This is a genomic window from Natronospirillum operosum (assembly GCF_004768465.1).
GTDB classification, from domain to species: Bacteria; Pseudomonadota; Gammaproteobacteria; order Pseudomonadales; family Natronospirillaceae; genus Natronospirillum; species Natronospirillum operosum.
The window spans coordinates 1212486-1239146 of sequence record NZ_SRMF01000001.1; the positions used below are offsets into that span (position 1 = coordinate 1212486).

Consider the following 26661-nt stretch of genomic DNA (forward strand, 5'->3'; position numbering starts at 1 on the left):
GGTTGCCTGGTGAATATGGTAGCGTTACGCCAGATTACAAGGCGCACGAAGAAAAACACCCCGGCAGGATAGACCTGACGGGGTGTTTTTGTCACGGGCCAGGGTCAACCCCGGGGCCGTGTTCCGCACTGGCGGGGGTTACATGTCCAGGAAGCCCTGGCTGACGATCCGGCCATTTTCCACGACCAGTTCTTCAACCGCACCCGGAACGTCACCATTCTCGTCAAACTCGTGGTCACCGGAGGCACCCACATAGTTGATGGCTTCACCGGCAGCGATCAGCTCGCGTGCTTTCTCCCACTCACCGGGCATGATGGTTTCACCCGGAGCCGAGGCAACAGAGCGCAGGGCCTGAGACAGACCTGCGCGGTCCGCAGAGCCGTTCTGCTCGATGGCCAGAGCCAGCAGGAAGGCCGCGTCGTAGGACTGAGCTACAAAGGTACCGCTCGGATCCACGTCGGTGCCCTCGGCCAGTTCTTCGAACACCGCACTGCCCGGCACGTCCAGCGTACCCGGACGGGTGAAGATCATGCCTTCCAGTGCATCCGCACCTACCGCTTCGATCAGCGAGCTGCCGACCATGCCGTCACCGCCCACGAACTGGGTGAAATAACCCCCTTCGTAAGCCTGGCGCAGGATGGTCTGACCGGACGTATCCGCATAGGCCAGCACGACCAGAGTCTCGGAACCGGAAGCAGACAGGTTGGCCAGATCAGAACGATAATCAGCCCGGTTGTCTTCATGCCCGGCACGGGCCCCTACAATACCGCCTTCAGCTTCAAAAGTGGCCTCAAAGGCATCCGCCAGACCACGGCCATAGTCGTTGTTGACATAGGCCACAGCCACGTCGTCAAAGCCTTTGGAGATCAGCAGCTTGGCCAGCGCCTCACCCTGGAAGGCATCGGACGGTACAGTACGGAATACCAGGTCATTGTCATCCAGATCAGTGATGGCCGGAGACGTTGACGCCGGGGAGACCATCACCACACCAGCCGGCACAGCCACGTTGTTGGCCGCCGCAATGGTGGCACCGGAACACAGTGCACCGACCATGGCAGTGACGTTTTCGGAGTTGATCAGACGGTCAGCAGAGCTCTGGGTAATGGCCGGGTCGCCACAACCAGTGTCACCCGTCAGCATGGTCAGTTCACGACCACCGAGGATACCACCCTGCTCGTTGACGTGTCGCACAGCCAGCTGAGCCCCGTCATAAATGGGCGGGGTCAGACTCTCAATACCGCCGGTGAAACCACCGATAAAGCCCAATTTGACTTCATCTGCCTGCACTGTACCCAGAGCAGTCGCAGCAGCAATAGTTACACCAATCAGCGCTTTTTTCATCATAGTTGTTCTCGCTTGTTTGTTTGTCCTTGGACGCGATTATGGTGGGGGGTTTTCAGAGGAAAAACAAGGCACAAAACGCGCTTTATACGGTCGTTTTCCATGCGCTGTGTAAGGTTTGAACAACACCTCGTCAGGGTTGCCCAAAGGCGGTGCCGGGTTTCCCCATCCGCGCCCAATTCGAGTGCAGCGGACACTGGCCCTGTACGGTTTGCATACAACTGGCTAAACTGCACTCAGGCTGATCCGTATTCGGCCCTTGTCAATCATGCACGGCAGCAGACCACAGAAGGAACCTCATACGCTCATGCCTGAACCGGACAAACACCCGATGTCGTTTATCAGTGTGCTGATCGGTTTCAGTCTGGGTCTGCTGTTCCTGGCTGCCGCCATCGCCACGCTGCTGGCCGGCAACTGGATAGGCCTGTCCCTGCTGGCCATCGCCCTGCTCCTGCTGCCGCCAGTCCGCTGGCTGGTCTATCGCTACAGCGGCCTGCAGCTCAGCGCTCTGCAGAGAACCCTGCTGATCACTCTGCTGCTGGCCCTGTTTGTCATTCTGCTGGAATTCTTTGCCATCGGCGTCGCCCCAGAAGTAACGGAGCAAACCCCGCTGCCGGAACTGATGGCACCCCAGAGCCCGGATTCAGAACAGGAAGCTGCCCCATGAAACGTTTTCTCCCATTGCTGGCACTACTGGTACTGGTTCTGCTGGCGGCGTACAGCGCCGCCCGCTTCTATACCGGACAGACGCTGAGTCAGGCGGTCGACAACCTGGCGCAGGAACTGGCCGCCGAGCCGGAAATCGAAGTGCTGACGCTGGCCTATCAGCCCGGCATCTTTCATGGCGAACTGGAGTACGACCTGCGGGTAAGAGCGCCGGCAGGCCATCCGTTGCTGGATACAGCCCGCATTCTGGGCGCCGGCAACCTGCCCCGGTGGCTGAATCTGCGCGGCACTGCCGCAGTCAGCCAGGGGCCGCACCCGAGCGCCGATGGCCTGATCCTGGCTTGGGCCAGGCAAAGCTGGCCCGGTCTCGAGCTGCAGGCGGGCCTGCGGCCTGACGGCATGATTCTGGGAACACTGACCGGGGCCGCCTACCAGGGTGATATCACTGGCCCTGATGAATTGCCGCTGCAGGTAGACCTCAGCCCCTGGGAAGGGTCACTGCGCTGGCAGCCGGACACCCAGCGCCTGGATCTGGCCCTGACACTGCAGCACCTGCTGGTCGACCAGGCCGGCTTTCAGGGTGAGGTGCGAGAGGCGGTGGCCGATCTGGAGTTGACCGTGATGACCGGGGACCAGTGGCAATCCCGCACCCAGTTTCAGGCCGACCGCCTTGAGCTGGCCTCGGATGTGTCCGGTACCCGCCTGGATGGCGTGCAACTGCTGGCCCTGGCCGAGCGCGCAGGTGATCGCATCGAGAACCGACTGGAAGTAGACATCGGCCCCAGTCTGGTGGAAGACATCGACTGGCAGAGTCTGGAACTCAGACTGGCCCTGTCCGGTCTGGACGCCGAGGCCTACATGACGCTGCTGGAAGAACTGGCTATCGCCACCGAAGCCCGTCAGTTCGGACCTCAGCGCCAGCAGAATCTGATCCGGGCACTGGAGCAACTGGTGGCCGCCGGGCCCACCGTGAATCTGGAACGCCTGGCGCTGCGGCTGTTCGAAGACAGTGCATCGGATGATCTGGCCGCAGCCCTGCGGCTGCAACATGACGGCGGGGATCGGATTGATCTGTATGCGCCGGCACGGCTGCTGGAGCAGTCTCAGGTGCGTCTGCACCTGCTGGCCACGCGCGGTGCCCTGCTGAGAATCAGTCAATGGCGGGCGGAAGCGGATGCCCGCAGGCTGGCCATCGAACGGGATATTCTGCGCACCGAAGAGCAGATACAGCGGGCCGCCAGCAGCTACTATCGCAACACCCTGCTGACGCTGCAGTTCATGCCTCTGGTCACCATGGCGGATGGCAAGGCGGAGACACATCTGGAATTGCGCGACGGCGCGGTATATCGCAATGATGAACGGCTGATGCCAGTGGCAGAAGTAGTGAGAATGCTGGGGCTGTAGCTATGGAGCAGAGGCGACACATTGGTGCCCGAGGCCGGGCTCGAACCGGCACGGAGCGTTAGCCCCGAGGGATTTTAAGTCCCTTGCGTCTACCAATTTCGCCACTCGGGCCGCGCATGAAGACGTGCTGGCGGGAAGAAATGGAGGCTGGAGTCGGAATCGAACCGGCGTACACGGAGTTGCAGTCCGCTGCATAACCACTCTGCCATCCAGCCTCGCCTGTCAGCGAGCACCGCATTGTAAGGCAAATCATCCGGCTGTCAACCAGGAGCGTGGTTTTTCCTTGTATTTTAGGCACTTACGACAGTACTACTGGGCTTTTACGGTGGGCCACGCAGCGCGCAGATAAACCAGCATGGACCACAGTGTCAGTACCGCAGCGGCCTGCAACATGACCAGGCCAAGCTGACCCAGCAGCTCACCCGGCGGCGAGGCCAGCAATACCGTAATGGCAACCATCTGCACCGTGGTCTTCAGTTTGCCGACAATCGACACGGCCACGCTGGCGCGTGCACCCAACTCGGCCATCCACTCCCGCAAGGCAGAAATCACAATCTCGCGCCCTACTATGACCACCGCTGGCAGGGTGAGCCAGAGCGATGCATAGGACTCGACCAGCACCACCAGCGCTGCAGCCACGATCAGCTTGTCAGCCACCGGATCCAGGAAGGCGCCAAAGGCGGTCGACTGGTCCAGTTTGCGTGCCAGGTAGCCGTCAAACCAGTCCGTAATGGCCGCCAGCACGAAGACCGCTGCCGCTGCCATATAGGCCCACTCGACTGGCAGGTAATAGACACCGACACAGACCGGGATCATGACAATGCGGAAAGTGGTCAGGATGTTGGGGATATTCATCTGCAACGGGTACCTGCTCCTGTGTGACTGGCTAATACTGATGCTGGCCGAAGTATACCTGACTGGGTCGCGGACACTAGCCCCCATGCAGGTGGTCGTGGATGGCCTGCGCCAGCCGGGGGCTGATGCCTTCGACCCGCGCGATTTCACGCACACTGGCACTGCGCACGGCCAGGCCGCTGCCAAAGTGGCGAATCAGGGCCTTGCGCCGACTGTTACCGACGCCGGGAATGTCATCCAGCAGGGAACGGTTGCGGCTCTTGCCGCGCCGCGCCCTGTGCCCGGCGATGGCAAAACGGTGCGATTCATCGCGAATATGCTGCAGCAGATGCAGCGCCGATGAATGTCGGGGCAGGCTGAATTCGTGCTCGGGCCCGTCCAGATACAGGGTTTCCAGGCCTGGCTTGCGCGTCACGCCCTTGGCTATACCCAGCAGGCGACTCTGACTGATGCCCAGTTCCTGCATAACCTCACGCGCCACCCCCAGTTGACCCTTGCCGCCGTCAATGACGATCAGGTCCGGCAGTGTGGCGTCTTCCTTGAGCAGACGGCTGTAGCGCCGGGTCAGCGCCTGGCGCATGGCGGCGTAGTCGTCCCCGGCCGTAATGTCCTCGATATTGAACCGACGATACAGTCGTTTGGCCGGCCCCTGACGGTCGAACACGACACAACTGGCCACCGTTGCCTCGCCGTGACTGTGCGAGATGTCAAAGCACTCCATGCGCTGCACCGGTTCTTCCAGTTGCAGCTGCTCCTCCAGGTCCGCAAAGCGGCGCTCGACACTGTCTTTCTTGGCAATATGCATGGCCAGTTGTTCGCTGGCGTTGGTGAGTGCCAGTTCCCGCCACTGGGCCCGATCCGAACGTACCTGGCTCTTGATCTGCACGCGCTTGCCGGCGGCTTCGCTCAGCGCCGCGGTCAAGGTGCCGTGCAGAGCCTGCGGCAGCGCCGGCACGGTAATGATTTCGGGGGGTATTTCACGTCCGGCGGTACCCAGATAATGCTGCCCGAGATAGGCCTCGACCAGCTCTTCGGCCGACTCGCTGAGCCCCGGCCTGGGGTAATGCGTGCGGCTGCCCACCAGACGCCCATTGCGCACCATCATCTGATGAATACAGCAGCCGTGACCCTCGAATATGGCCGCCACCACGTCGACATTGCCATGCTGCCCGGCGACATGCTGCTGTTCCTGAATCTTGCGCAACAGCAGAACCTGATCGCGGTACTCGGCCGCACGCTCATAGTCCAGACGTTCGGCCGCAGCATCCATCTGTGCCTGAATGTCCCGCAGCAGGTCCTGATTGCGCCCTTCCAGGAACAGCCGCGTCTTGCGCAGATCTTCCTCGTATTCCTCACGACTGACATAGCCCACACAGGGCGCCTTGCAGCGCTTGATCTGGTATTGCAGGCAAGGCCGGGAACGCCCCTCGAACACACTGTTCTCGCACTGGCGCACCCGGAACGCCTTCTGCAGCATGGCCAGGCTTTCACGCACGGCACCGGCACTCGGGAAGGGGCCGAAATAACTGCCCTGGCGTTTCTGAGCGCCACGGTGGATATACAGGCCGGGATATTCATCTGCTGTCGACAGCAGGATATAGGGGTAGCCCTTGTCATCCACCAGCATCACGTTGTACGGCGGCCGGTGGCGCTTGATCAGCGTCTGTTCCAGCAGCAGGGCTTCGGTTTCGCTGTGGGTGACCGTCACTTCAATACGGGCAATACGCCGCACCAGCGCCATGGTCTTGTTGGTCAGACCGCGGCTGCGGAAGTAGCTGCTGACGCGGTTCTTGAGATTCTTGGCCTTGCCGACATAGAGCAGGTCAGCGTCAGCATCATACATGCGATAGACCCCGGGCCGCGGGGTCAGCGTCTGCAGAAAGGCCTTGGCATCAAAGGAGGGAGCTGTGGATTCAGGCATTGAGGGTCAGGAAGCGCGCTCTGCATTATCCGGTTCAATCAGCCCATGGCGCAGGGCCAGATGGGTCAGTTCCACATCACTGGCGATATCCAGTTTCTCGAAAATACGATACCGATAGGTATTAACCGTCTTCGGACTCAGACACAGCTTGTCGGAAATCTCCTGCACGCGGTGGCAGTTGACGATCATCATGGTGATCTGCATCTCCCGCTCGGACAGGCTGTCCAGCGGATTGTCGCTCTGATCGCCGGAAAACGGCTTCAGGGCCAGGCGCTGTGCAATGCTCGGGCTCAGATAGCGCTCGCCGCGCACAACCGTCTTGACGGCCCGCACCATCTCGCTGACATCCGCGCCCTTGGTCAGATAACCTGCCGCTCCGGCGCGCAAAAGGCGCCCCGGAAAGGGATCATCCCCACAGGCGGTCAGGGCAATGACCTGCGTCTCGGGGTGCGAGGCATGCAGGCGCCGGGTGGCCTCGAGACCACCGATGCCCGGCATCTTGACGTCCATCAGAATCACCTGCGGGCGCAGATCACGGCACAGGCCAAGGGCCTGCTCGCCACTGTTGGCTTCACCCACAATGCTGATGCCTGTTTCATCTTCCAGCAAACGCCGGATACCCATGCGCACCAGATCGTGATCATCAACCAGCAGTACCGTTATCATTCCAAGCGCCTCTGTTGCCCGGGCTGAATCGCGCCCCCGCGCTGCCCGAGTCTATCGCAGTTACCGGCACCAGACCAGCCATGCAGCGGCCTGTGTGGTGCCGACTTACAGATATTGCTCTGCATAGGCCGCCAGTCGACTGCGGGCCACGCCCTTGAGCGTCAGGCTGCCACCGTAGGGGAAGCTCTTGAAGCGCTCGGTCATGTAGGTCAGACCGGAACTGGTCGCCCCCAGATAGGGTGTATCGATCTGCGCCAAATTACCCAGACAGACCACCTTGGTGCCCTCCCCCGCCCGCGTGATGATGGTCTTGATCTGATGCGGGGTCAGGTTCTGGGCCTCGTCGACAATCAGCAGCGTCTGCTGAAAGCTGCGCCCGCGCACAAAGTTCATCGACTTGAAGTGCAGCGGCATGTTCGCGCCCACATAATGCTCACTGCTCATGGGGTCATAGTCTTCGGCGTGCAGTGCTTCCAGGTTGTCGGTGAAGGCGCCCAGCCAGGGTGCCATCTTGTCGGTTTCGGTACCCGGCAGAAAGCCGATGTCTTCATCCAGCCCGCGCGTACTGCGGGTCGCCACGATGCGCTTGAACTGCTTGTTCTCGATGGTCTGCTCCAGGGCACAGGCCAGGGCCAGTATGGTCTTGCCGGAGCCGGCCGGCCCGTTCAGTGCCACCAGGTCAACATCCGGGTCCAGCAACAGGCGCATGGCCATGCCCTGATAGACATCCCGCGGCGTCAGGCCCCAGGCCTTCTGCCGCATCAGTATGCCTTCGTTGAGCAGTTCCAGCACGACCTCATCGTCGGTCTTTTCCACAATACGCCCGATGAAATCACACTCGTCGACCAGAAACTGGCAGGGGAAGTATTCCGGACCGATCAGGTCGTCCAGATACTGACGCGGGATGCGCTGTTGCTGCTGACCATCGACATTCAGCGGCCCGGCGGCGTCCAGACGGTTCCAGAGATCACCTTCGACCTGAATATAACCGGTGTTGAGCCGGTTGATGTCACTGACCAGCTGGTCGTTGTGATAGTCCTCGGCTTCCAGCCCGCAGCCACGCGCCTTGAGGCGCATGTTGATGTCCTTGGTGACCAGTACCACCTTGCGGGTCGGGTACTTGCCCTGCAGCTTGAGCAGCTCGTTGATGATCTTGTTGTCATTCAGATGCGACGGCAGTTCGGTCACATCGGTTTCTTCGGCGTGTGACATCAGGATGGCCAGACGGCCCTCGGTACTGTCACCGCCCCGGGGTATGGGCACGCCGCGAACCACATCCTGCGGTGACGCATCGCCGATGATACGGTCTATGGTGCGCACCGCCTGCCGGCAGTCTGCCGCCACCGGAGTCGCCCCGACCTTGAGCTTGTCCAACTCTTCCAGCACCACCATTGGAATCAGTACTTCGTGCTCTTCAAAGTTGAACAGCGCATTGGGGTCGTGAATCAGTACATTGGTATCAAGGGCGTAAATCTTGATGTCACTCATGCAGTGTCCTTAGGGCCAGGCCCACAGCAACAGATAATCACCAACCCCGGCGACCGGGGTCGGCGGGCGGGGGTTCAGTGCAGGGTATCTTCGTCCGTGGTCATGACATGGCCAAAAGTATCCGGCAACAGGTCAGCCTTGTAGACGCGCACCAGCTCATGCAGGCGCGCACTGGGTTCTGCGGTTTTCGGGTCGATGCATTCCAGCAGCACCACTTCGGCTTCCACGGCATCCAGGGCTACGACCACACCCAGACAGAAGCCGGCATCGGTTGCCAGGGCCACCATGTCACCCACTTCGTAGGCTCGCTGCACGGTCACCCAGTTGTGACCCAGCAGCCAGTCTTCCGCTTTTTGCGCCGCACTGAACCTGGCCGCAGCAATCACGGCCAGCGTATCCAGCACGGACTCATCATTCAGATCCAGATGAAAGCCCATCTCTTCGTCATCGAAGCGTTCGGGGAACTGTTTGCGCAGCAACACCTGCAGCAGATCAAAGTCATCCTGTGTCCAGGCGACATCGACGTGATCCTTGCCAGCATGAGACAGGAACTCGGCGGTGACTATATCAGTCTCCAGTTGCAGGGCTTTGCGCTCTGCCTCGGCAGTCTCGAAGACCAGGGTGACTGAATCCGGCCCTATGCCGCTCTCGTCGACAATGCGCCAGAACACGCCAGGGTGTGCTTGATCAGGCATAACGACCTCCTCAAGGGGACCACCAACACCTTCATCACAGCGCTAAACTACTGATCTGTCAATCAATTTCTGGGCGCGTTTACGTTGCTGGTGCTTGCTTGTACAACGCTGTTGCCGCCTTCGGATCACTCTTTGTCGCAATAACTCGTTGATTCGAAAAGCAAAACCACTATGCTCTGCGCTGAATTCCGAAGTGGCGGACCCCACTCTGATGACCTTTGCGCCCGCACGAACGCTTGCGCCACTGCAATGGCTGACGGCCATTCAGGACCAGCCGTTTCCAGTCCTGTTCGACAGCGGCCACCCTGATGCGCCGTTCGGACGCTACGCCATTCTGGCGGCCGAGCCCCGCTGCTACTGGACGGCGCTTGATGCCGACACCCTGCAAACCTGGCACCGCCAGCCCGCTGGCGGCTACCGGCCGGGCAAGATCAGCCGCGGGCCGGTGCTGCAGCAATTCGCGGCGCTGCAGTCCGGCGTCCCGGTACCGACAGCGGCGGCAGACAACGGCGTCTTCAACGGCGGTCTGATCGGGCTGCTGCCTTACGAATCCGGCGCCGGCGTCCAGGGCATTCAGAGCCCGGCACGGCCGCCCGAACTGCCCGCAGCCATGCTGTGGGGCTGGGTCGGCGACTATGACCGAGCCCTGGTCATTGACCATCAGGAAAATCGGCTGTACCGGGTCGGGGACTGCCATCATTGGCAGCCGGCCTCTCCCGCTGCCCCGGCCCCGCCTGCGAACGCCAGCGCCATTCTGCGCACGCGTCTGGAGCGCCCCGACTACCTGCAGAGACTGCAGCGCATTCAGCAGTACCTGCGGGCCGGCGACATCTATCAGGTCAACCTGACGCGCCATTTCTGGCACCCCTGGCAGCAGGACCCGGTCAGTACCTTTGCTCGCCTGCGCCAGGCCACACCCATGCCGTTCGGGGGTTATCTCGATCTGGGTGATGCCCAGTTGCTCAGCCTGTCACCCGAGCGTTTCCTGCAGGTTCGGGACGGCCAGTTGGAAACCCGGCCCATCAAGGGCACGCGGCCCCGAGGGGCGGACCCGGCGACAGACGAACAACTGCGCGCGGAGCTGCAGCACAGCGAGAAGGATCGGGCGGAGAATCTGATGATTGTCGATCTGCTGCGCAATGACCTGGGCCGTTCAGCCGCTATCGGCTCGGTACGGGTACCGCGCCTGTTCGATATCGAGAGCTTTGCCAACGTGCACCAGTTGGTCAGCACCATCACGGCCCGCCTCCCGGCCACCACGTCGCCGCTGCAGGCACTGGCCCAGGCGTTTCCCGGCGGTTCCATCACCGGTGCGCCGAAAAGGCGCGCCATGGAAATCATTGCCGAACTGGAGCCGCATCGACGTGGCCCCTATTGCGGCAGCCTGTTCTACCAGGATGTCACCGGCCGTCTGGACAGCAACATCCTGATCCGCTCCGTGGTGCTGGCGCAGGGCCAGCTCAATATCTGGAGCGGCGGCGGTATCGTCTGGGATTCCGACCCGGCCGCCGAGTTCCAGGAGACCCATGACAAGATCGGTCGTCTGGCTTCGGCGCTGGGGCTGGAACTGCCCTGACCGCCTGCTCTGCGGCGTATCAGACTGTGCGCAGGCTGGCCTTGCGGAATTCGGCCTTCAGGTCGGCATAGCTGTGCACGGCCGGGAACTGCGGGAATTCCGCAATCACATTGTCCGGCGCCTTGAACAGAATACCGGCATCGGCTTCGCTGAGCATGGTGGTATCGTTGTAGGAGTCGCCGGCAGCGATACAGCGGTAGTTCAGACTGTGAAACGCCTTGACCGACTGTCGCTTGGGGTCTTTCTGGCGCAGGTGATAATTGACAACCCGGCCATTGTCATCCGCTTCGAGGCGATGACAGAACAGGGTCGGAAAACCCAGCTGGCGCATCAGGGGCTGCGAGAACTCGTAGAAGGTGTCGGACAGAATCACCACCTGGAAGCGCTCGCGCAGCCAGTCGACAAAGTCCGCCGCGCCGTCAAGCGGCTTGAGCGTGGCGATCACTTCCTGAATCTGCGGCAGGGTCAGCCCGTGCTCGTCCAGCAGCCGCAAGCGCTGCTGCATCAGCTCGTCATAATCCGGAATATCACGCGTCGTGGCTCGTAAAGCCTCGATACCGGTTTTCTCGGCAAATTCGATCCAGATTTCCGGGACCAGTACCCCCTCCAGGTCCAGACAGGCGATTTCCACGGCGTAACTCCTCGATAGCTCGGTTTCTGAGAAGGCGTATAGTAGTAAGTAGTGAGTTGAAAGTCGAAAGTTGAAAGTTGAAAGTAGAAGACGGTAGACAGTCGACAGTGGACAGTTGTGCTGTGGCGACGAGCGTTCCGTGGATGAGTTTTGCTGGATGCTGTTCGCACCCGTGCTGGGGCGCAGAGCTTATGGGTTGCACATCATGCTGTCGACTGTCGACCGTCATCTGTCTACTCTTTCCCGCCGTCGACCGTCAGCTTATAACCTTATGCAGACTCACTATTTTGCCACCGGCAACGGCTCTGCTATGGTTCTGCCCTCTAAACTACCAGACCGCAAGGGCATCATGACGACCGACGCAACACTGCAGGACTGGCAACAGCAACTGAGCACCCAGTCCCCCAAGGACATACTCCGCTTTGCCCATAAACAGTTCTCCAGCATCACGATTTCCTTCAGTGGTGCCGAGGATGTGGTACTGATCGATCTGGCGCGCAAGGTCAGTGACCGAGTGCAGGTGTTCACTCTGGACACCGGGCGCCTGCATGCCGAGACCTATCAGTTTATCGAGCAGGTACGCAAGCACTACGACCTGGATCTGGAGGTACTGGCTCCGGAGCGGGAACGGGTGGAGGCGCTGGTGCGCGAGAAGGGTCTGTTCAGCTTCTACGAAGACGGCCACAAGGAATGCTGCGGCATTCGCAAGGTCGACGGTCTGAAGCGCAAGCTGGCCACCGTGGATGCCTGGATCACCGGCCAGCGCCGGGACCAGAGCCCCAGCACCCGCTCCGACGTACCGGTCGTGGAAGCGGATACAGCCTTCGGCTCGCCCGAACACCCCCTGGTCAAATTCAACCCGCTGGCCAACTGGAGTTCACAGCAGGTGTGGGAATACATCCGCATGTTCGATGTGCCCTACAACCCCCTGCACGAGCGGGGCTTCATCAGCATCGGCTGCGAACCCTGCACCCGGCCGGTACTGCCCAATCAGCATGAGCGTGAAGGCCGCTGGTGGTGGGAAGAAGCTACCCTGAAGGAGTGCGGTCTGCACAGCAGTCAGGACTGAAGACTCAGAAGGTCGGCAGTGGTACGTGGCGGAACAGGTCCTCCGCCTCGGCCTTGCTGTGGCACTGCAGGGCCCGGTCGACCAGGTCCCGCGTCAGGTGCGGTGCAAAGGCCTCGATGAACTTGTACATGTAGCCGCGCAGGAATACGCCCTTGCGCAACCCGACCCGGGTGACACTGGCTTCGAACAGGTGGCTGGCATCCAGCGCCACCAGGTCGCTGTCCTGATCCCGGTCATACGCCATGCTCGCTACAATCCCCACCCCCAGCCCCAGGCGCACATAGGTCTTGATGACGTCGGCATCGGCCGCCGTGAATACCGTGCGCGGCGTGATGCCACGGGCCATGAAGGCTTCGTCCAGCTTGGAGCGACCGGTGAACCCGAAGACATAGGTTACCAGCGGCCAGGCGGCAACATCTTCCAGCGTCAGCGTACCCTTGTCGGCCAGGGCATGATCCTTCGGCACGATGATACTGCGATTCCAGCGGTAGCACGGCAGCATGATCAGGTCGTGAAACTGCTCCATGGCTTCAGTGGCGATGGCGAAGTCGGCGATGCCGTTGGCGGCCATCTCCGCAATCTGCATGGGCGTGCCCTGATGCATGTGCAGGGACACATCCGGATAGCGCTCGATAAACCCCTCTATGACCTGTGGCAGTGCATACCGGGCCTGCGTATGGGTGGTGGCTATCGACAGGCTGCCCTTGTTCTCATCGCTGAACTCCTGCGCCACCTGCTTGATGCTTTCGACCTGCTTGAGGACATCACCGGCCACTTTCAGGATGGCCTCTCCGGCCGGAGTCACCCGCGTCAGGTGTTTGCCACTGCGGGCAAATATCTCCACGCCGAGTTCATCTTCAAGCAGTCTGATCTGTTTGGAAATACCCGGCTGGGAGGTAAACAGGGCCTGGGCGGTGGCGGACACATTGAGATCGTGGTGGGCAACTTCCCAAATATAGCGCAGCTGCTGCAGCTTCATGGCGGACTCCCCTGCGGCTGACAAGGCAACGAGCGGCGCCCAAAACTGCGCCACCTGTTATAAGAATAGTGTCAACTATGCCATTCAAGCATACAGGGAACAAGGACCAAGCCTTGTCAGAACAGACGAAACAGGAAACCCTCATCCGCGCGCAGGCGGTATTCGAGTATTTCTGCGGTCACCGAGGAGACATTGCACCGTGAGTAGATGCTGTCATTGCCGTTGCCCATGTAGACATTGACAAAAATCTGGTAGTAGCGTTCTTCGGCGTTGTGGCGTGAGGACCGATTGTCGAAGCTGATATTGCGCAAGGCAGAGCCAACATCATTCTCGATATGCTGACGGCATACAGCGTACGCTGCCTGCATGGGTATTTCAGACGGTACTTCCTCCTCAATCGGCTCATTCAGCATGCGCTGAATCAGGGTGCGACTGTCATGCTCCCCTTCCGGATTGACATTGGTCGCAACCCAGGTCATGACAACAGATACCGCCATGACGCTGATCGCGGCCAGCGCTACCACAATCCATTCTTTATACTTGCGCTTCATGACTTGCCCTGCCTGAAATCATCCGATCAAGCATAGCTTGGAAATATAGCACTGTCTGCGCCAAATACCCTGATTTTGGGTAGCGGATCACGAATTCGGGCACTTGATCGAGGGTCGGTCGTAAACTATTGATTACATAGCCATCCGCAATCGAATTCAGCCGCCATATTGACATTCAGCACTACCTAGAATCGCCTCGTTCCGGTATGATCAGAGCCTTAAATGGCGCCAGCGGCGCGCGCCGTTCATCCCACTCTAAAGGCACTGGTACTGGAAACATTATGACCGCAGTGATGGACAACCTTAACATCGAGTCTCAGGAGATTCTGGCCACGCCGGCCGACCTGAAGAAAGACATCCCGCTGACACAGCAGGCAGCCGATACTGTCGAGCGTGGACGCCGGGAAGTGTATGACATCCTGACACGCAAGGATCACCGTATCTTTCTGGTCATGGGACCCTGTTCCATTCATGATGTTGAGGCCGCCAAGGACTATGCACAGCGCTTCAGGGCCCTGGCTGACGAAGTCTCAGATACCCTGCTGCTGGTCATGCGGGTCTATTTCGAGAAGCCGCGTACTACGGTCGGCTGGAAAGGCCTGATCAATGACCCCTACCTGAATGACTCCTTCAAGATTGCCGACGGCCTGCACATCGGGCGGCAACTGCTGCTGGATATCGCGGAGATGGGCATCCCCACGGCCACCGAAGCACTGGACCCCATCAGCCCGCAGTACCTGCAGGACCTGATCAGTTGGTCGGCCATCGGCGCCAGAACCACAGAATCCCAGACGCACCGTGAAATGGCCAGCGGCCTGTCCAGCGCCGTCGGTTTCAAGAACGGCACTGACGGCAGCCTGGATGTGGCCATCAACGCGCTGCAGTCAGTCAGCCACCCGCACCGTTTCCTCGGCATCGACAGCAACGGCCGGGTTGCCATTACCCAGACGCGCGGCAACCCCTACGGCCATGTCGTGCTGCGCGGCGGCAATGGCAAGCCGAACTATGATTCGGTCAGCGTGGCGCTTTGTGAGCAGGAGTTGCGGAAAGCCGGAGTTGCCCCCAACATCATGATTGACTGCTCACATGCCAATTCCAACAAGGACCCGGGCCTGCAACCGCTGGTGGCCGAGAATGTGACCAATCAGATTCTGGAAGGCAATGAATCCATCGTCGGCCTGATGGTGGAGAGCAACCTGGAACACGGCAACCAGAAGCTGTCCGAGAATCCTGCCGAGATGGTATACGGCAAATCGGTCACTGATGGCTGCATCAGTTGGGACGCCACCGAGCAGATGGTGCACAGCATGCACCAGAAGCTGAAGACGGTGCTGCCTGGTCGCAAGCAGGACTGAGCCACCACAGCCGCACCCGCAAAGCCTTTGCATGCAGCAAGGCTTTGCGGTTGCTGCTACCGCCATCAACCTGCCAATCAGGCATTCTCGGTTTCCCTGCGCCGGTGCAATACCTCGCCTACCCAGCGCTCCAGCAGCGCCGAATCCAGTGCTTCCGGCTCCATGAAGCGAACGGCACCCTGATCACCCGCCACCGAGTCGGTCCATTTGTGCGTCACTTTCTCCCAGTTGGGAGATTCCACCACACAGTAGGCACCCGGCTGCGTTGCCGCCCGCCATTTGCGCAGGCGCTGCGGCTGACCAAACAACAACTGATCAAACAGAATCCGGTTCAGACTTTCATGGTGGTCCAGCCGCCGCACCATCTGCCGTGTCAGTTCCAGATGCTGATCTTCCCAGCCCATGGCGCGCGCATAGGCAGCAACTGATACCGGTCCCACTCGCGGCCACAGCAACACGGCCCCGCGCATGGGCGGCATCGGGTCGCGGCTGCCAGGCTCGCGCTCGTGTGCGGCCACCCACACCTGGGTGGCACTGCGCTCGGCCACCACCAGCGGCGCCTGATCGACCTGCTCCTCGATAAAGGCACAGACGGCAGGCAGGTCGCACTGGGCGATTTCGAGCAGGGTATTGCGTGACCAGTTCATGTTGAAGCGACTGGCGCCATGCCCGCGCCATTCCAGAAACCAGACATCATAGCCCCGCTGCAACAGGAACATCAGATGCTGGGTCCATTCATCAAGCCATTCCAGTCGACCGTGCAGAAAAGGCGGCAACCACAGCAGAGGCACTCCTGAACGTTTCTGCGCCAGGCTGAACCGGGTCAGAGCGATTTCTACCGTGCTGTCGCCGGAATTGTTCGGCTTCAGCAGGTAGGTATCCTCGTTCCAGTCTTCTTTCAACTCGGCACTGAGCAGGGTAACGGGAAACAGTTCGGAGCTGCTTTTCATGCAGGAGTAATTCCTTTTTGAGTGAATGGTCTTGCACTGCCATGACCGGCCCCGGGGAGTCTCTGCCGAGGCAGCATCAACCCCTTGGCCCGGCGCACCATATACTGTATATTAAAACAGATATGGACATAAAAACAGGCGTCTATTATGACAAAATTAACCGCACGGCAACAGCAGGTCCTGGATTTCATTCGTCTCTACATGAGCCAGAACCACATGCCACCAACGCGGGCCGAAATCGCCCGCGAGCTGGGGTTCCGCTCTCCAAACGCCGCCGAAGAGCATCTGAAGGCGCTCGCTCGCAAGGGCGCCATCGAGATGATTCCCGGCGCTTCGCGCGGCATTCGTCTGCCGTCGGAAGACCCCTCGGCAGCCGCCGAGGCTGCTACCAATGAGGATACGCCAGGCGGCCTGCCCATTATCGGTCGCGTCGCTGCCGGCAGCCCGACTCTGGCCGCCGAGCATATTGATGCCTGGTGCCCGGTACAGGCGGACTTCTTCAGTCCGCCAGCTGACTTTCTGCTGCGCGTACAGGGCACCAGCATGAAAGATATCGGCATCTTCGATGACGACCTTGTGGCCGTGGCCCGTACCAGCCGCGTCAACGATGGCGACATCGTGGTCGCGCGCGTCAATGACGATGTCACACTGAAACGCTATTTTCATCAGCACGACCATGTTCGGCTGGTGGCCGAAAACGAGGCGTTCGATGACATCATAGTGACCGATGCCGATGAGTTCACAATTGAAGGACGCTATGTCGGTGTTATCCGGCGCGGCCTCCACTGAGTGCTCTGCGCGCTGCCAGCAGGCCAGGCATTTACCAGCCCTGCTGGTTGTCGCGCCCCATGACCCGTTGCAGAAAGTCCTGATGGGCCGCCAGTTCCGTTTCAGTGGCTCTGATCACCTCCAGGCGTGCCGCTGACAGATCTCTGTCTGCGGCGTCCTGCCCACCGACCACCTGCTGCTTGCTGCTGGCGGCAGATTCGGCCAGCGACAGGCTGGTCTGGCCGCCTGTCATCAGCAGATACACATCAGCCAGAATTTCCGCATCCAGCAGCGCGCCGTGCAGCGCCCGATGGCTGTTGTCGATGCCGTAACGCTTGCAGAGAATATCCAGATTGTTTTTCTGGCCCGGGTGTTTCTGCCGCGCCAGATACAGCGTATCGAGCACCCGGCAGTGCTGTTCCAGCGGGGCCCGGGGCGACTTGAGCAACCGATACTCGTGATTCAGGAAACCCATATCAAAGGGCGCATTGTGAATAACCAGCTCGGCGCCTTCGATATAGTTGAAGAACGCTTCGGCAATGTCTGCAAACAGCGGTTTGTCGGCCAGAAACTCGGCAGTAATACCATGCACCTGCACCGCCTCTTCCGGCACATCACGCTGCGGGTTGATGTACTCATGGAAGTGGTTGCCGGTCGGCTTCCGGTTGATCATTTCGACCCCGCCAATCTCGATGATGCGGTGCCCTGAATTGGGGTCGATACCCGTAGTCTCGGTATCCAGTACAATCTGTCTCATGCTGCTCCCGTGCTGGCGCTCAATCGTCTGCCAGTGCTTTTTCAACACCCAGGTTGGCCAGGGCATCTGCCCGCTCATTGCCGGGGTGCCCGCTATGTCCCTTCACCCAGTGCCACTCTATGGTGTGGCGCCGAGTCTCTTCGTCGAGGCGCATCCAGAGATCCTTGTTCTTGACCGGTTTGCGGTCCGAGGTCTTCCAACCACGCTTCTTCCAGCCAGCCATCCATTGATTGATGCCATTTTTCACGTAGGAAGAATCGGTATAGAGATGCACGGTACAGGACCGATTCAGAATGGCCAGCGCCTCTATGGCGGCCTGCAACTCCATACGATTGTTGGTGGTATCGCGATTGCCACCACAGATTTCCTTGCGGTGACCACCATACTCGAGCAGCGCGCCCCAGCCGCCAGGGCCGGGGTTGCCCTTGCAGGCCCCATCGGTGTAGATCATGACTTCCATCGGTTAACTGCTTGCTCCTTTCTGGTCATGGCCTTGCCGCGAAAGAAAAATGACGGCTGCCAACGGTGATTACTCAGCAATTGTAGCTGGTTCTTGCGCACAACCAACGCATAAACCGCACCCAGGCGCGGAAACAGCAGCCTCAGCAACTGATTCAGGCGCCGACCCCGCTGCTTCCAGCTTGCATGGCGCATGGGTGGCCAGTGATAGAACCAGGTTCGGCGCACGGCTTCGCAATCAAGCAGTTCACACCAGTCTTCCACCCGGGCCAGGGTCAGAAAGCGTCCCTGCCAGGGGCGCTGCCGCCAGCGCCAGGGCACCAGCCGAGCCAGCCCCCAGAACCCGAAAGGGTTGAAACCCATGATCAGCAGTTGGCCCCCTGGCCTGAGTGCCTGCACCGCTTCACGCAAGACCCTATGCGGCTGCTCCGAGTATTCCAGAGCGTGATGGATAATAATGCAGTCCACGCTCTCGGCCTGCAACGGCAGATGTTCCAGTTGCGCCTGGGCCGACGGACAATGCGCGTTGATCTCCTGGCGCGATATGACCAGGGCAGATTTACACTTGAGCTGATGCGCATCAAAAAGGGCTGCATGCAGGCCGACATCCAGTTGCACCACAAAGGGGTGATAGCCAACATCCAGCACTTCCTCAGCCACGGCGCGCTCCGCCGTCTGCAGGCTGCGACCGAGTTCGGTGCGGTACCAGGCATGCAGTTCCGCCTCTCTGACCCCGGCCGGTCTCTGAGCGGGCTGCCACCAGGCACGTACTCTGTCTAACCAAGGCTTGATCAAGCTCAGCATCCCAGTTGCGTGCAGTGACTTTATTTAATCGTGCAATATGGTATAACACGTCGTTCGACAATGCAGCCAGGAACGACAATCACAACCATGGAACAACGACAGCTAACCCTGCCGCTCTTGACTGTTCTCTCACTGACACTGGCCGGCTGTCAGGTACTCGCACCCGACGCGTTGCGCGGCAGCGACGATGCTCAGAGCACTTCATCGACCGAGCGCTCTGACCTGATGCCTCTCGACGATTACGAATCGCCGCCGCCCATTGCTCTGGCCCCCGTACCGGATTACCCCGATGATCACATCATTGAGGATCTGGCCCTGCTGTTCCCGGAAGAATTCAACAGCCCCGAGCCGTTCCGGTGGCCACAGCAACTGGCCCAGTACGAGCGCGACATCTGGCATGATCTGCGCTCCGGTTTCACGCTGAATCTGGACATTGATGACCCCCGAGTGGCTGCCGAGCTGCGCTGGTACAGCCGCAACCAGGGCTATTTCAATCGCGTGGCCCATCGTGCGCGGCGCTATCTGCCCCATGTCTACGAACAGCTGGTCGAACATGACATGCCGCTCGAACTGGCTCTGCTGCCCGTGGTCGAGAGTGCCTACGATCCGTTCGCCTACTCGCACGGCCGCGCCTCCGGCATGTGGCAGTTCATCCCGGGCACCGGTCGCCACTATGGTCTGCATCAGGACTGGTGGTATGACGGGCGGCGCGATGTCGTGGCCTCCACCCAGGCCGCTATCGATTTTCTGTCGGACCTGAGTCGCCAGTTCAATGGCGACTGGGAACTGGCGCTGGCAGCCTACAATGCCGGCGGCGGCAATGTGCGGCGGGCCATCCGCAACAACACCAATCAGGGGCTGCCGACGGATTACTGGAATCTGGGCACACTGCCGCGGGAAACCCGGAACTATGTGCCCAAGCTGATTGCCCTGGCTGTCATTGTGGCGGACCCGGAAGCCCACGGCATTGAACTGCCCTCCCTGCCCAATGAGCCCTATTTCGAGGTGGTCGATGTCGGCAGCCAGATTGATCTGGCCCAGGCCGCCCGCCTGGCCGATATCACACTGGAAGAACTGTATCTGCTCAACCCGGGCTACAATCAATGGGCTACGCACCCCGAGCAGGCGCAGCATCTGCTGATTCCCGCCGGCGAGCCGGCCGAGCGGTTCCGCACTGAACTCGCCGCCCTGCCCGCAGACGAGCGGGTGGGCTGGGCCCGGTACCAGATTCAACCCGGCGATTCCCTGATCACCATAGCGCGGTCACATCAGACCACTGTGGATGTCCTGCGGGACGTCAATGACATCCGGTCCAATGTCATCCGTGCCGGAGATCACCTGCTGATTCCAACCGCCACGGCGGAATCCGGGGCCTACAGCATGAGCGCCGACAATCGATTGAGCCGCCAGCAGAACAGGCAGCCCAGTGACGATCGCCAGCGCATCGACCATGTGGTGCGTCCCGGTGACTCCTTCTGGGATATCTCGCGGCAGTATGGTGTCAACCTGCGCCAGCTGGCCAGCTGGAACGGCAAGGCACCGACCGACCCCATCATTGTGGGCGAGACGCTGGTCGTCTGGGTGACCGGCGAGCAGGCGCAATCGGCAAGCAACCGGCCGGCAACGCGTTCGGAAATACGTCGAGTGGGCTATACGGTGCGCAATGGTGACAACCTGTCCAGCATTGCCAACCGATTCAATGTGACAGTGGCTGATATTCGGCGCTGGAACTCGGATCTGAACGGCCCCTATATCCACCCAGGGCAGCATATTCAGCTGTATGTCGATGTGACCAACGGTCCCTTTAATTGATCAACTGACCAACTGAACGGACAACTGGCCTCTGGCTCTGCCTGGACAGGCGCCACCGGGAAGCTCCCGGTGGCGCCATTGATCCGACCGCCCGTATCCAGGGTTCAGCGCAACGGCTGTATACGCTCCAGCACGCGATCGAATGCCAGTTCCAGCAGGTTGACCACACTCAGGCTCAGACGGCGGGACAACGTCTTCGGCACCTCGTAGCTGACACGCAGCACTTGATGGTCGGTACAGAGTTTCAGTAATACATCATCACTGGTGGTCAATTCGTCCACCAGCCCCTTCTCGATGGCCTGATGCCCGTACCAGTGGTCGCCGTCGGCCACGCTGTCGATATCCAGCGCAGGACGCGCTGCCGCCACATGCTGCTTGAACAGCTGGTGAGTGCCTTCCAGATGCTCGCGAAACTTCTCGCGACCGGCCTTGGTGTTCTCGCCCAGTACCGTCAGGGTGCGCTTGTACTCGCCGGCCGTGTGCATTTCGACACCAATATCATGCTTGCGCAGCAGCCGATGCACGTTGGGTATCTGTGCCACCACGCCGATAGAGCCCACTATGGCGAAGGGTGCAGCGTGAATGCGATCCGCCACACAGGCCATCATGTAGCCGCCACTGGCCGCCACCTTGTCCACACAGGCCCACAGGGTCAGGCCGCCGTCGCGAAGACGCTGCAACTGGGAAGCCGCGAGGCCATAACCGGGCACGGTGCCACCGGGACTCTCCAGCCGCAGCAGCACAGTGTCGCCTGCACGTGCAGCGCCCAGCACTGCGGTTACGCTCTCACTCAGGGAACGCACCTCGGAGGCCTGAATATCACCCTTGAAATCGATAACCCAGACTCGGCGCTCAGGCTGCTCCGCGTCCTTGCGGCGGCGCTCGGCCTTTTCCTCGGCCTTGCGCTGCTTGCGCCAGCGTCGCACAGCCTTGCGATCAGCCAGCAGCGCCTCCTGCACCTTCTCCCGGCGCTTGCGCACCAGCTCACCCAGATTCTCGACCACGATATGGCCCTTGTCCGGCTTCTTCTGCGCCCGCCCTATGACCCCGGCCACCAGGCCGATCACCAGACCGATAGCCGCTACAATTGTGACGGTTCTTAATAGAAACAGCAGATATTCCTGCCACATATGTCCTCCCAGAATGAGTGGCGAATGTCGCTGGCACCGCGCTCACGCGGGCAGTAGACTGGACCAGATTGTACCCGGACCAGCCGGGGAGTATAGGCTGACAGGAGCACAGCGACCATGAGTACATTGCACGACCAGTTCGCAGCATTCGAGTCCCGTTTCAATGCCAGCGCCGCTGCCGACATGGAAGAAATTTTCCAGTTCGACGTGGACGGCAACCACTTTCATCTGGTCATCGACAACGGCCAGTGTACGCTCAAGGAGGGAGAGCACGACGATCCGAGTGTTACCCTGCGTCTCACCGAAGACACCCTGCAGGCCTTGATGAGCGGCGGCACCAACGGCATGCAGGCCTTCATGGCCGGTGACCTCAAGGTGGAAGGCAACATGATGCTGGCCACACAGCTGAGCAGCCTGTTCGACCTCTGAACACTATTGTTACCCGCTGCCTATGAGCCGAGCGCCTCCCGCGCCGGCTCATTGACCGGCCGCAACCCTATGGTGCCGGCCCTGAATTCAATGGTGAAAATGGCCTGGGCAGCCAGCGGCAACAAGGGTGTATACAGCCGCTCCGAACGAAACCCCTGCCGCAGGCCGCTGTCTGCCAGCCGGTAGTACCAGGGCTCGGGCTGCTCATCACGCTGCATCAGCAGTTCATCTTCCAGACGACTGAAACGTCCCTCTACGCGGTGCACGATGAAATAGCGCTCGGTGGGCCCGAACAGCGCCCACTGCGGCACCTCCAGCAGGGTACCACTCAGCCGCCACTGCTCACCGGTGACCTCATAGTGACGACTGCTGCGCCCCTGTGTCATGGACAGCCTGTAGGTCTGCTCGTCACTGCCCGCACGCATGCTGAGTGTACCCAGCAGCGTCTGCTCGGTGACCGGTTCGTACTGACTGAAACGAAAACCCAGCAGCGCCAGCGTCACTGCTACACCAAGCGCCGCAATACCCAGCAGACCGACCAGAAAACCGGCCAGCCACCGGAACCGGAGCAACAGCCAGGCGCCAACAATCAGCGCCAGCAATGCCGCCACAGCCAACAGCACAAGGATCCCCATGCTCAGCCCACCCCCACAGCGGGCAACTGATTCAGGCTGCTCCTGGCCACCCGGATGACATCCCGGTTCTGTTGACCGCTCAACAGACCCTCCAGAAAGAATTCGAGGCTGCTCAGGGCGTCAGCGAAGGCATCCAACTGGGCATCAGTAACCTGGACAGCTCCGGATTTCAACTGATCCACGAAATGAACACACTCGTCCAGAATCTCCAGACCTTCGGGGGCATCGAGAAACACCAGCCCACCGCGCACACCACGCAGCGTGGCAGGCACATTAGCCAGATGCAGCACATCCCGCTGACTGTCCATGAAGGCCGATACAGCGCGCTTGCAGACCGACAGACCCGTCTCCATTTCATCCAGCACGGCAACCCTGGCCTGGTGCAGATAGGCGCTCTGGGCTCCGGCCTGACTGTCTTCCGAGGTCACCCTGTGACCGGTCAGATTGAGACGCGACAGCGCCGACTCGGAGTACAGTACCGAATCGGCAATACGCATCAGTTCCTCCGCCCGGGGCACTGCATTGTCCGGCCAGTTCCGCACCTGTTCCCACATGCGGCGCATCACATTGGCCGGACTGACCAGCCCTACCATTTCCAGTGTATCTGCCAACTGACCCAACTGGTCCCGCAACTGATAGGCCGAGAAATCCTCCCCGCCCACAGCGGCAACATCCATGGTGTCCTTGATGTTGTTGAACTCTTCCTGCAGCGCCTCTGACAGGCTGTGCAGCACGGACTGACCGGGCCCGGCCATCAGTTGCTCCTGCTCCCGCAGCTGACCGGAACTGTAGCGCAGGCGGATGCCCGGATGCTGCTGCTGATAGACCCGCAGGCGCGGTGCGGCATCGGCAGTCAGGGCAATATAATAGAGGCAGTCCTGCACCAGGGCCCGTGGCGGGGCCTTGGCCAGTGCCGGCGCACCCTGCTGCAACACCTGCCGCAGGGCTCGATCAATCTGGCTGAACCACTGACGCCGGGCCCGCCCCAGACTGCCTTCCTGAGTGCGGGCAATGCCCTCGGCGGCCATGGCGACCAGTACCCAGAACTCGGCCCAGCGGGCCTCTGTGAGCAGTTTCTCGATGCGGCGCAGACTCAGGGCCATATAGGACAGAGCGCTGCGGCTGCGCTCGCCGCGCAAGGCATACAGCAACCCGGCCTGAAACATGTGACGATACTTGCGCAACAGGCGGAGCCGGTTCCGGTCCAGATCATTGCGCGCCGGTTCGCAGGGTGACAGATGAAAGTCAAAGGTATGGAAACAGCCTTCGCGCAGGGCCGACACCCGTCTTGCCCGGCGCAGACGGTTGATGGTGGGCAGCAGTATCTCCGGATAGGGCACCCGCCCGACTTCCTGGAACTCCAGGTATTTTTGCAACAGCACCAGTGCCTGCGTCAGGGCCTCGAACTCCACCACGTAGTCGTCAGGCGATTCCACCGGCAGGTATTGCAGCAGTTGCACCGCCTCCTCGCAGAGCAATGTCGCCCCCCGGTGCTCCAGCATGGCGAAGGTGCCTCTGAGCTGCTGAAAGGCATCCACACTGCGCTGCCAGTCTTCCATGTTCTGCGACACAGTCAGATACTGTTCAAGCGCCTGCTCCGCTGACTTGACTGTCTTCTCCAATTCAGCCTTCAGGGCGTTCAGCGTCGCTTTACTGGTCATATTATCCTTGTCCTATGCCTACGCCCCTTCACTGTAACCCATTGACTGGTCACCTTACAGTAGGCCCGACGGCGCACCTGCGGGAATTGAGAGGCAGTTTGCACTCTGTGGCAGCGGCTGATTACAATACCGCACCACTTGGCACCCTCAACACCCGGATGAACACATGGCCGAGCTCGACCGTCGCTTCTGTACTGCCCCCATGATGGACTGGACCGACCGGCATTGTCGCTGGTTCTGGCGCCAGTTGACACGGCATGCCGTGCTGTACACCGAGATGGTCACCACCGGCGCCCTGATCCATGCCGACCCGACCCGTTTTCTGCGTTTCCGCGCTGAAGAATCACCGGTCGCCCTGCAACTGGGCGGCAGTGACCCGCAGGACCTGGCCCACTGCGCCCGGCTGGCCGAACAGTGGGGGTACGACGAAGTCAACCTGAATGTGGGTTGCCCCAGTGACCGAGTACAGAACGGCATGATCGGAGCCGTGCTGATGGGGCATGCACAGCGCGTGCGCGATGCCGTGGCCGCCATGCGCCAGGACGTCGACCTGCCCGTCACCGTCAAGCACCGCATCGGCATCGATGATCTCGACAGCTACGAATTCCTTGCCGACTTTGTCGGCACCGTGGCCGCAGGCGGCTGCTCCACCTTTATCGTGCATGCGCGCAAGGCCCATCTGCAGGGACTCAGCCCGAAAGAAAACCGCGACGTGCCGCCCCTGATGCCGGAACGGGTCTACCAGCTGAAACGCGATTTTCCGCATCTGGAAATCATCATCAACGGTGGTATTCAGCGGGCCGATGTCGCAGGCCATCTGCAGCAGGTAGATGGCGTCATGCTGGGTCGCGCCGCCTGGAATCAGCCGCTGATCCTGGCCGATGTAGACCAGCGGATCTACCAGGATCAGACACACCCCGAACCGAGCGCTCTGGAAGCTGCCGAGCGGATGGTACCCTATATCGAACAGGAACTGGCTGCCGGAGAGCGGCTGCATCATGTGCTGAAGCCCCTGTTCAACCTGTTTCATCACTGCCCCGGGGCGCGCCAATATCGCCGCCACCTGAGTGAACAGGCCCATCGCCCCGACGCTGGCATCGAGGTGTTTCTGGACGCCCTGAGCCATGTGCGCAGAGCCCCGCAGCGAGCACCAGTGGCACAGGCCAGCTGACCCGTGAGTGCCGAACTGACCTACCTGTTCGATGACTGGCTGGCCATCACCCGGCGCCTGCGGGAACTGATTCGCCGGGATGTGCCACAAAGCTGGATGTGGGGTGCCAGCCACCTCAATGAAACCATTCAGCAGATGTGCCACGCGCTGACCGATGTCTGGTATCTGGATGGTCAGGATGGCCGGGCCACCCGGCGTCATATTGGCGTCGCCAAGGTCGGCCCCATTACCATGGAACTGCTGCAGCGCAACAATGCCCTGCGCACGGAATTTCATCAGGCCCTGCTGAAGGTCAAGCGCGAACAGCCCGACCTCTGGCTGGATACCTCACTGCGTCTGGCCCGACGCGCCCGTGCTGTACAGGGCGAACTGGCCGATGAAGGCCTGGTACGCCTGCACCTGAAGCAGTTCAGCCGCACCCTGCCGCTGCTGGAGCGACGCCCGGACAAGATCAGCTTCACCTGGTATCAGAGCGGGCGCTCCATCAAGCGACTGACGCGTGACCAGGTGCTGCAGAAGCTGGAAGACTACGGTACCGACAAACCCCACATCGACCTTCAGTACCGCAAGGTGGCCAGCCTGCCGGACAGCGAACCGTTCGCCCAGGTGCAGCAGCAAGCACCGCTGATCAGGGCCAATGTGCGCTACCCGGAAGGCGACCGGGAAGCCTTCAACGCCGCCCTGCCGATATTCATACCGCTGGAAGAAGGCGGTGGCTACAGCTTTCCCGAAATCGTGCCACCGCCGGATCGCCCGCCGACAACCCGCACCCGGGCCCGGCGCAGTGACCAGAAGCTGGAAGACGAGCCCTTCGTGCCCAGCCTGCGGGTTTATCGGTATCGGTGAGGCACCTCTGCAGGCCTGCACAGCCCGACGTCTCGGCGTGAG

Annotated in this window: 26 protein-coding genes and 2 tRNA genes; 10 read left to right on the plus strand and 18 right to left on the minus strand. The window is 60.7% G+C overall.

Annotated features, from left to right (window positions below; genetic code table 11):
- Positions 1-138: 138 nt before the first annotated feature.
- A complete protein-coding gene (locus E4656_RS05635) occupies positions 139-1344 on the minus strand; it encodes an ABC transporter substrate-binding protein (RefSeq protein ID WP_135481902.1) in 1206 nt (401 codons plus the stop codon).
- 304 nt (positions 1345-1648) lie between these two features.
- On the opposite strand from E4656_RS05635, the gene E4656_RS05640 reads away from it, so the two are divergent.
- Entirely contained in the window at positions 1649-2008 is a 360-nt protein-coding gene (locus E4656_RS05640; RefSeq protein ID WP_135481904.1) for a hypothetical protein, read from the plus strand.
- Entirely contained in the window at positions 2005-3411 is a 1407-nt protein-coding gene (locus tag E4656_RS05645) for a DUF945 family protein (RefSeq protein WP_135481906.1), read from the plus strand. Before E4656_RS05640 ends, E4656_RS05645 begins: the two co-directional genes overlap by 4 nt.
- Before the next feature lie 22 nt (positions 3412-3433).
- On the opposite strand, the gene E4656_RS05650 is transcribed toward E4656_RS05645, so the two are convergent.
- From E4656_RS05650 to E4656_RS05680, 7 genes are all read right to left on the minus strand, one after another.
- Positions 3434-3522: transfer RNA gene (locus E4656_RS05650), tRNA-Leu, on the minus strand.
- Between the two features lie 30 nt (positions 3523-3552).
- A tRNA-Cys gene (locus tag E4656_RS05655) sits at positions 3553-3626 on the minus strand.
- A 94-nt stretch (positions 3627-3720) separates the two neighbouring features.
- Positions 3721-4266, minus strand: a complete 546-nt coding sequence (gene pgsA / locus E4656_RS05660) for a CDP-diacylglycerol--glycerol-3-phosphate 3-phosphatidyltransferase (RefSeq protein WP_135481908.1) — start codon at positions 4264-4266, stop codon at positions 3721-3723.
- A gap of 76 nt (positions 4267-4342) precedes the next feature.
- Entirely contained in the window at positions 4343-6187 is a 1845-nt protein-coding gene (gene uvrC, locus E4656_RS05665; RefSeq protein ID WP_135481909.1) for an excinuclease ABC subunit UvrC, read from the minus strand.
- A 6-nt stretch (positions 6188-6193) separates the two neighbouring features.
- The gene (uvrY, locus tag E4656_RS05670) at positions 6194-6853 is read right to left on the minus strand and encodes a UvrY/SirA/GacA family response regulator transcription factor (RefSeq protein WP_135481911.1); all 660 of its coding nucleotides are present in this window, start codon (positions 6851-6853) and stop codon (positions 6194-6196) included.
- Positions 6854-6958: 105 nt separating this feature from the next.
- On the minus strand, positions 6959-8341 hold the full coding sequence (locus tag E4656_RS05675) for a PhoH family protein (protein WP_135481913.1): 1383 nt from the start codon (positions 8339-8341) through the stop codon (positions 6959-6961).
- Positions 8342-8415: 74 nt separating this feature from the next.
- Positions 8416-9036 (minus strand): hypothetical protein, encoded by a 621-nt coding sequence (locus E4656_RS05680; protein ID WP_135481915.1) that lies wholly within the window; start codon positions 9034-9036, stop codon positions 8416-8418.
- Between the two features lie 211 nt (positions 9037-9247).
- On the opposite strand from E4656_RS05680, the gene pabB reads away from it, so the two are divergent.
- A complete protein-coding gene (gene pabB, locus E4656_RS05685; RefSeq protein ID WP_135481917.1) occupies positions 9248-10612 on the plus strand; it encodes an aminodeoxychorismate synthase component I in 1365 nt (454 codons plus the stop codon).
- Between the two features lie 19 nt (positions 10613-10631).
- Here the strand turns inward: pabB and thrH are convergent, their stop codons facing one another.
- Positions 10632-11243, minus strand: a complete 612-nt coding sequence (gene thrH, locus E4656_RS05690) for a bifunctional phosphoserine phosphatase/homoserine phosphotransferase ThrH (protein ID WP_135481919.1) — start codon at positions 11241-11243, stop codon at positions 10632-10634.
- Between the two features lie 349 nt (positions 11244-11592).
- Here thrH and E4656_RS05695 point away from each other — a divergent pair, with 349 nt between their 5' ends.
- Positions 11593-12312 carry a phosphoadenylyl-sulfate reductase gene (locus E4656_RS05695; protein WP_135481920.1) on the plus strand — a complete coding sequence of 240 codons (720 nt, stop codon included), beginning with the start codon at positions 11593-11595 and terminating at the stop codon, positions 12310-12312.
- Positions 12313-12316: 4 nt separating this feature from the next.
- On the opposite strand, the gene cysB is transcribed toward E4656_RS05695, so the two are convergent.
- Both cysB and E4656_RS05705 read right to left on the minus strand, forming a co-directional pair.
- On the minus strand, positions 12317-13291 hold the full coding sequence (gene cysB, locus E4656_RS05700) for an HTH-type transcriptional regulator CysB (protein WP_135481922.1): 975 nt from the start codon (positions 13289-13291) through the stop codon (positions 12317-12319).
- Positions 13292-13407: 116 nt separating this feature from the next.
- Complete coding sequence (locus tag E4656_RS05705) at positions 13408-13842, minus strand: hypothetical protein (RefSeq protein ID WP_135481923.1); 435 nt, start codon at positions 13840-13842, stop codon at positions 13408-13410.
- A gap of 281 nt (positions 13843-14123) precedes the next feature.
- On the opposite strand from E4656_RS05705, the gene E4656_RS05710 reads away from it, so the two are divergent.
- Entirely contained in the window at positions 14124-15197 is a 1074-nt protein-coding gene (locus E4656_RS05710; protein ID WP_135481925.1) for a 3-deoxy-7-phosphoheptulonate synthase, read from the plus strand.
- Positions 15198-15274: 77 nt separating this feature from the next.
- Here E4656_RS05710 and E4656_RS05715 read toward each other — a convergent pair whose 3' ends face one another.
- On the minus strand, positions 15275-16147 hold the full coding sequence (locus E4656_RS05715) for an alpha/beta fold hydrolase (RefSeq protein ID WP_135481927.1): 873 nt from the start codon (positions 16145-16147) through the stop codon (positions 15275-15277).
- 147 nt (positions 16148-16294) lie between these two features.
- Between E4656_RS05715 and lexA the strand changes: the two genes are divergently transcribed.
- Complete coding sequence (gene lexA, locus E4656_RS05720; protein WP_135481929.1) at positions 16295-16936, plus strand: transcriptional repressor LexA; 642 nt, start codon at positions 16295-16297, stop codon at positions 16934-16936.
- A gap of 31 nt (positions 16937-16967) precedes the next feature.
- On the opposite strand, the gene dnaQ is transcribed toward lexA, so the two are convergent.
- From dnaQ to E4656_RS05735, 3 genes are read right to left on the minus strand one after another with little or no spacing between them, the layout of a single operon-like run.
- Positions 16968-17672, minus strand: a complete 705-nt coding sequence (gene dnaQ / locus E4656_RS05725; RefSeq protein WP_135481931.1) for a DNA polymerase III subunit epsilon — start codon at positions 17670-17672, stop codon at positions 16968-16970.
- Positions 17673-17691: 19 nt separating this feature from the next.
- Complete coding sequence (gene rnhA, locus E4656_RS05730) at positions 17692-18132, minus strand: ribonuclease HI (protein ID WP_135481933.1); 441 nt, start codon at positions 18130-18132, stop codon at positions 17692-17694.
- The gene (locus E4656_RS05735; RefSeq protein ID WP_167855948.1) at positions 18120-18926 is read right to left on the minus strand and encodes a class I SAM-dependent methyltransferase; all 807 of its coding nucleotides are present in this window, start codon (positions 18924-18926) and stop codon (positions 18120-18122) included. The genes rnhA and E4656_RS05735 overlap by 13 nt, the downstream gene beginning before the upstream one ends.
- Positions 18927-19022: 96 nt before the next feature.
- Here E4656_RS05735 and E4656_RS05740 point away from each other — a divergent pair, with 96 nt between their 5' ends.
- Complete coding sequence (locus tag E4656_RS05740; RefSeq protein WP_135481937.1) at positions 19023-20747, plus strand: lytic transglycosylase; 1725 nt, start codon at positions 19023-19025, stop codon at positions 20745-20747.
- Positions 20748-20851: 104 nt separating this feature from the next.
- On the opposite strand, the gene sohB is transcribed toward E4656_RS05740, so the two are convergent.
- Positions 20852-21877 carry a protease SohB gene (gene sohB, locus E4656_RS05745; RefSeq protein WP_135481939.1) on the minus strand — a complete coding sequence of 342 codons (1026 nt, stop codon included), beginning with the start codon at positions 21875-21877 and terminating at the stop codon, positions 20852-20854.
- Positions 21878-21994: 117 nt separating this feature from the next.
- Here sohB and E4656_RS05750 point away from each other — a divergent pair, with 117 nt between their 5' ends.
- Positions 21995-22306, plus strand: a complete 312-nt coding sequence (locus E4656_RS05750; protein WP_135481941.1) for an SCP2 sterol-binding domain-containing protein — start codon at positions 21995-21997, stop codon at positions 22304-22306.
- A 20-nt stretch (positions 22307-22326) separates the two neighbouring features.
- On the opposite strand, the gene E4656_RS05755 is transcribed toward E4656_RS05750, so the two are convergent.
- The gene (locus E4656_RS05755; RefSeq protein WP_135481943.1) at positions 22327-22941 is read right to left on the minus strand and encodes a hypothetical protein; all 615 of its coding nucleotides are present in this window, start codon (positions 22939-22941) and stop codon (positions 22327-22329) included.
- 2 nt (positions 22942-22943) lie between these two features.
- Positions 22944-24602, minus strand: a complete 1659-nt coding sequence (locus tag E4656_RS05760) for a FimL-related protein (RefSeq protein WP_135481944.1) — start codon at positions 24600-24602, stop codon at positions 22944-22946.
- Positions 24603-24768: 166 nt separating this feature from the next.
- Between E4656_RS05760 and dusA the strand changes: the two genes are divergently transcribed.
- Both dusA and E4656_RS05770 read left to right on the plus strand, forming a co-directional pair.
- The gene (gene dusA / locus E4656_RS05765; RefSeq protein ID WP_135481946.1) at positions 24769-25773 is read left to right on the plus strand and encodes a tRNA dihydrouridine(20/20a) synthase DusA; all 1005 of its coding nucleotides are present in this window, start codon (positions 24769-24771) and stop codon (positions 25771-25773) included.
- A gap of 3 nt (positions 25774-25776) precedes the next feature.
- A complete protein-coding gene (locus E4656_RS05770) occupies positions 25777-26619 on the plus strand; it encodes a DNA replication terminus site-binding protein (protein WP_135481948.1) in 843 nt (280 codons plus the stop codon).
- The last annotated feature ends 42 nt before the right edge of the window (positions 26620-26661 follow it).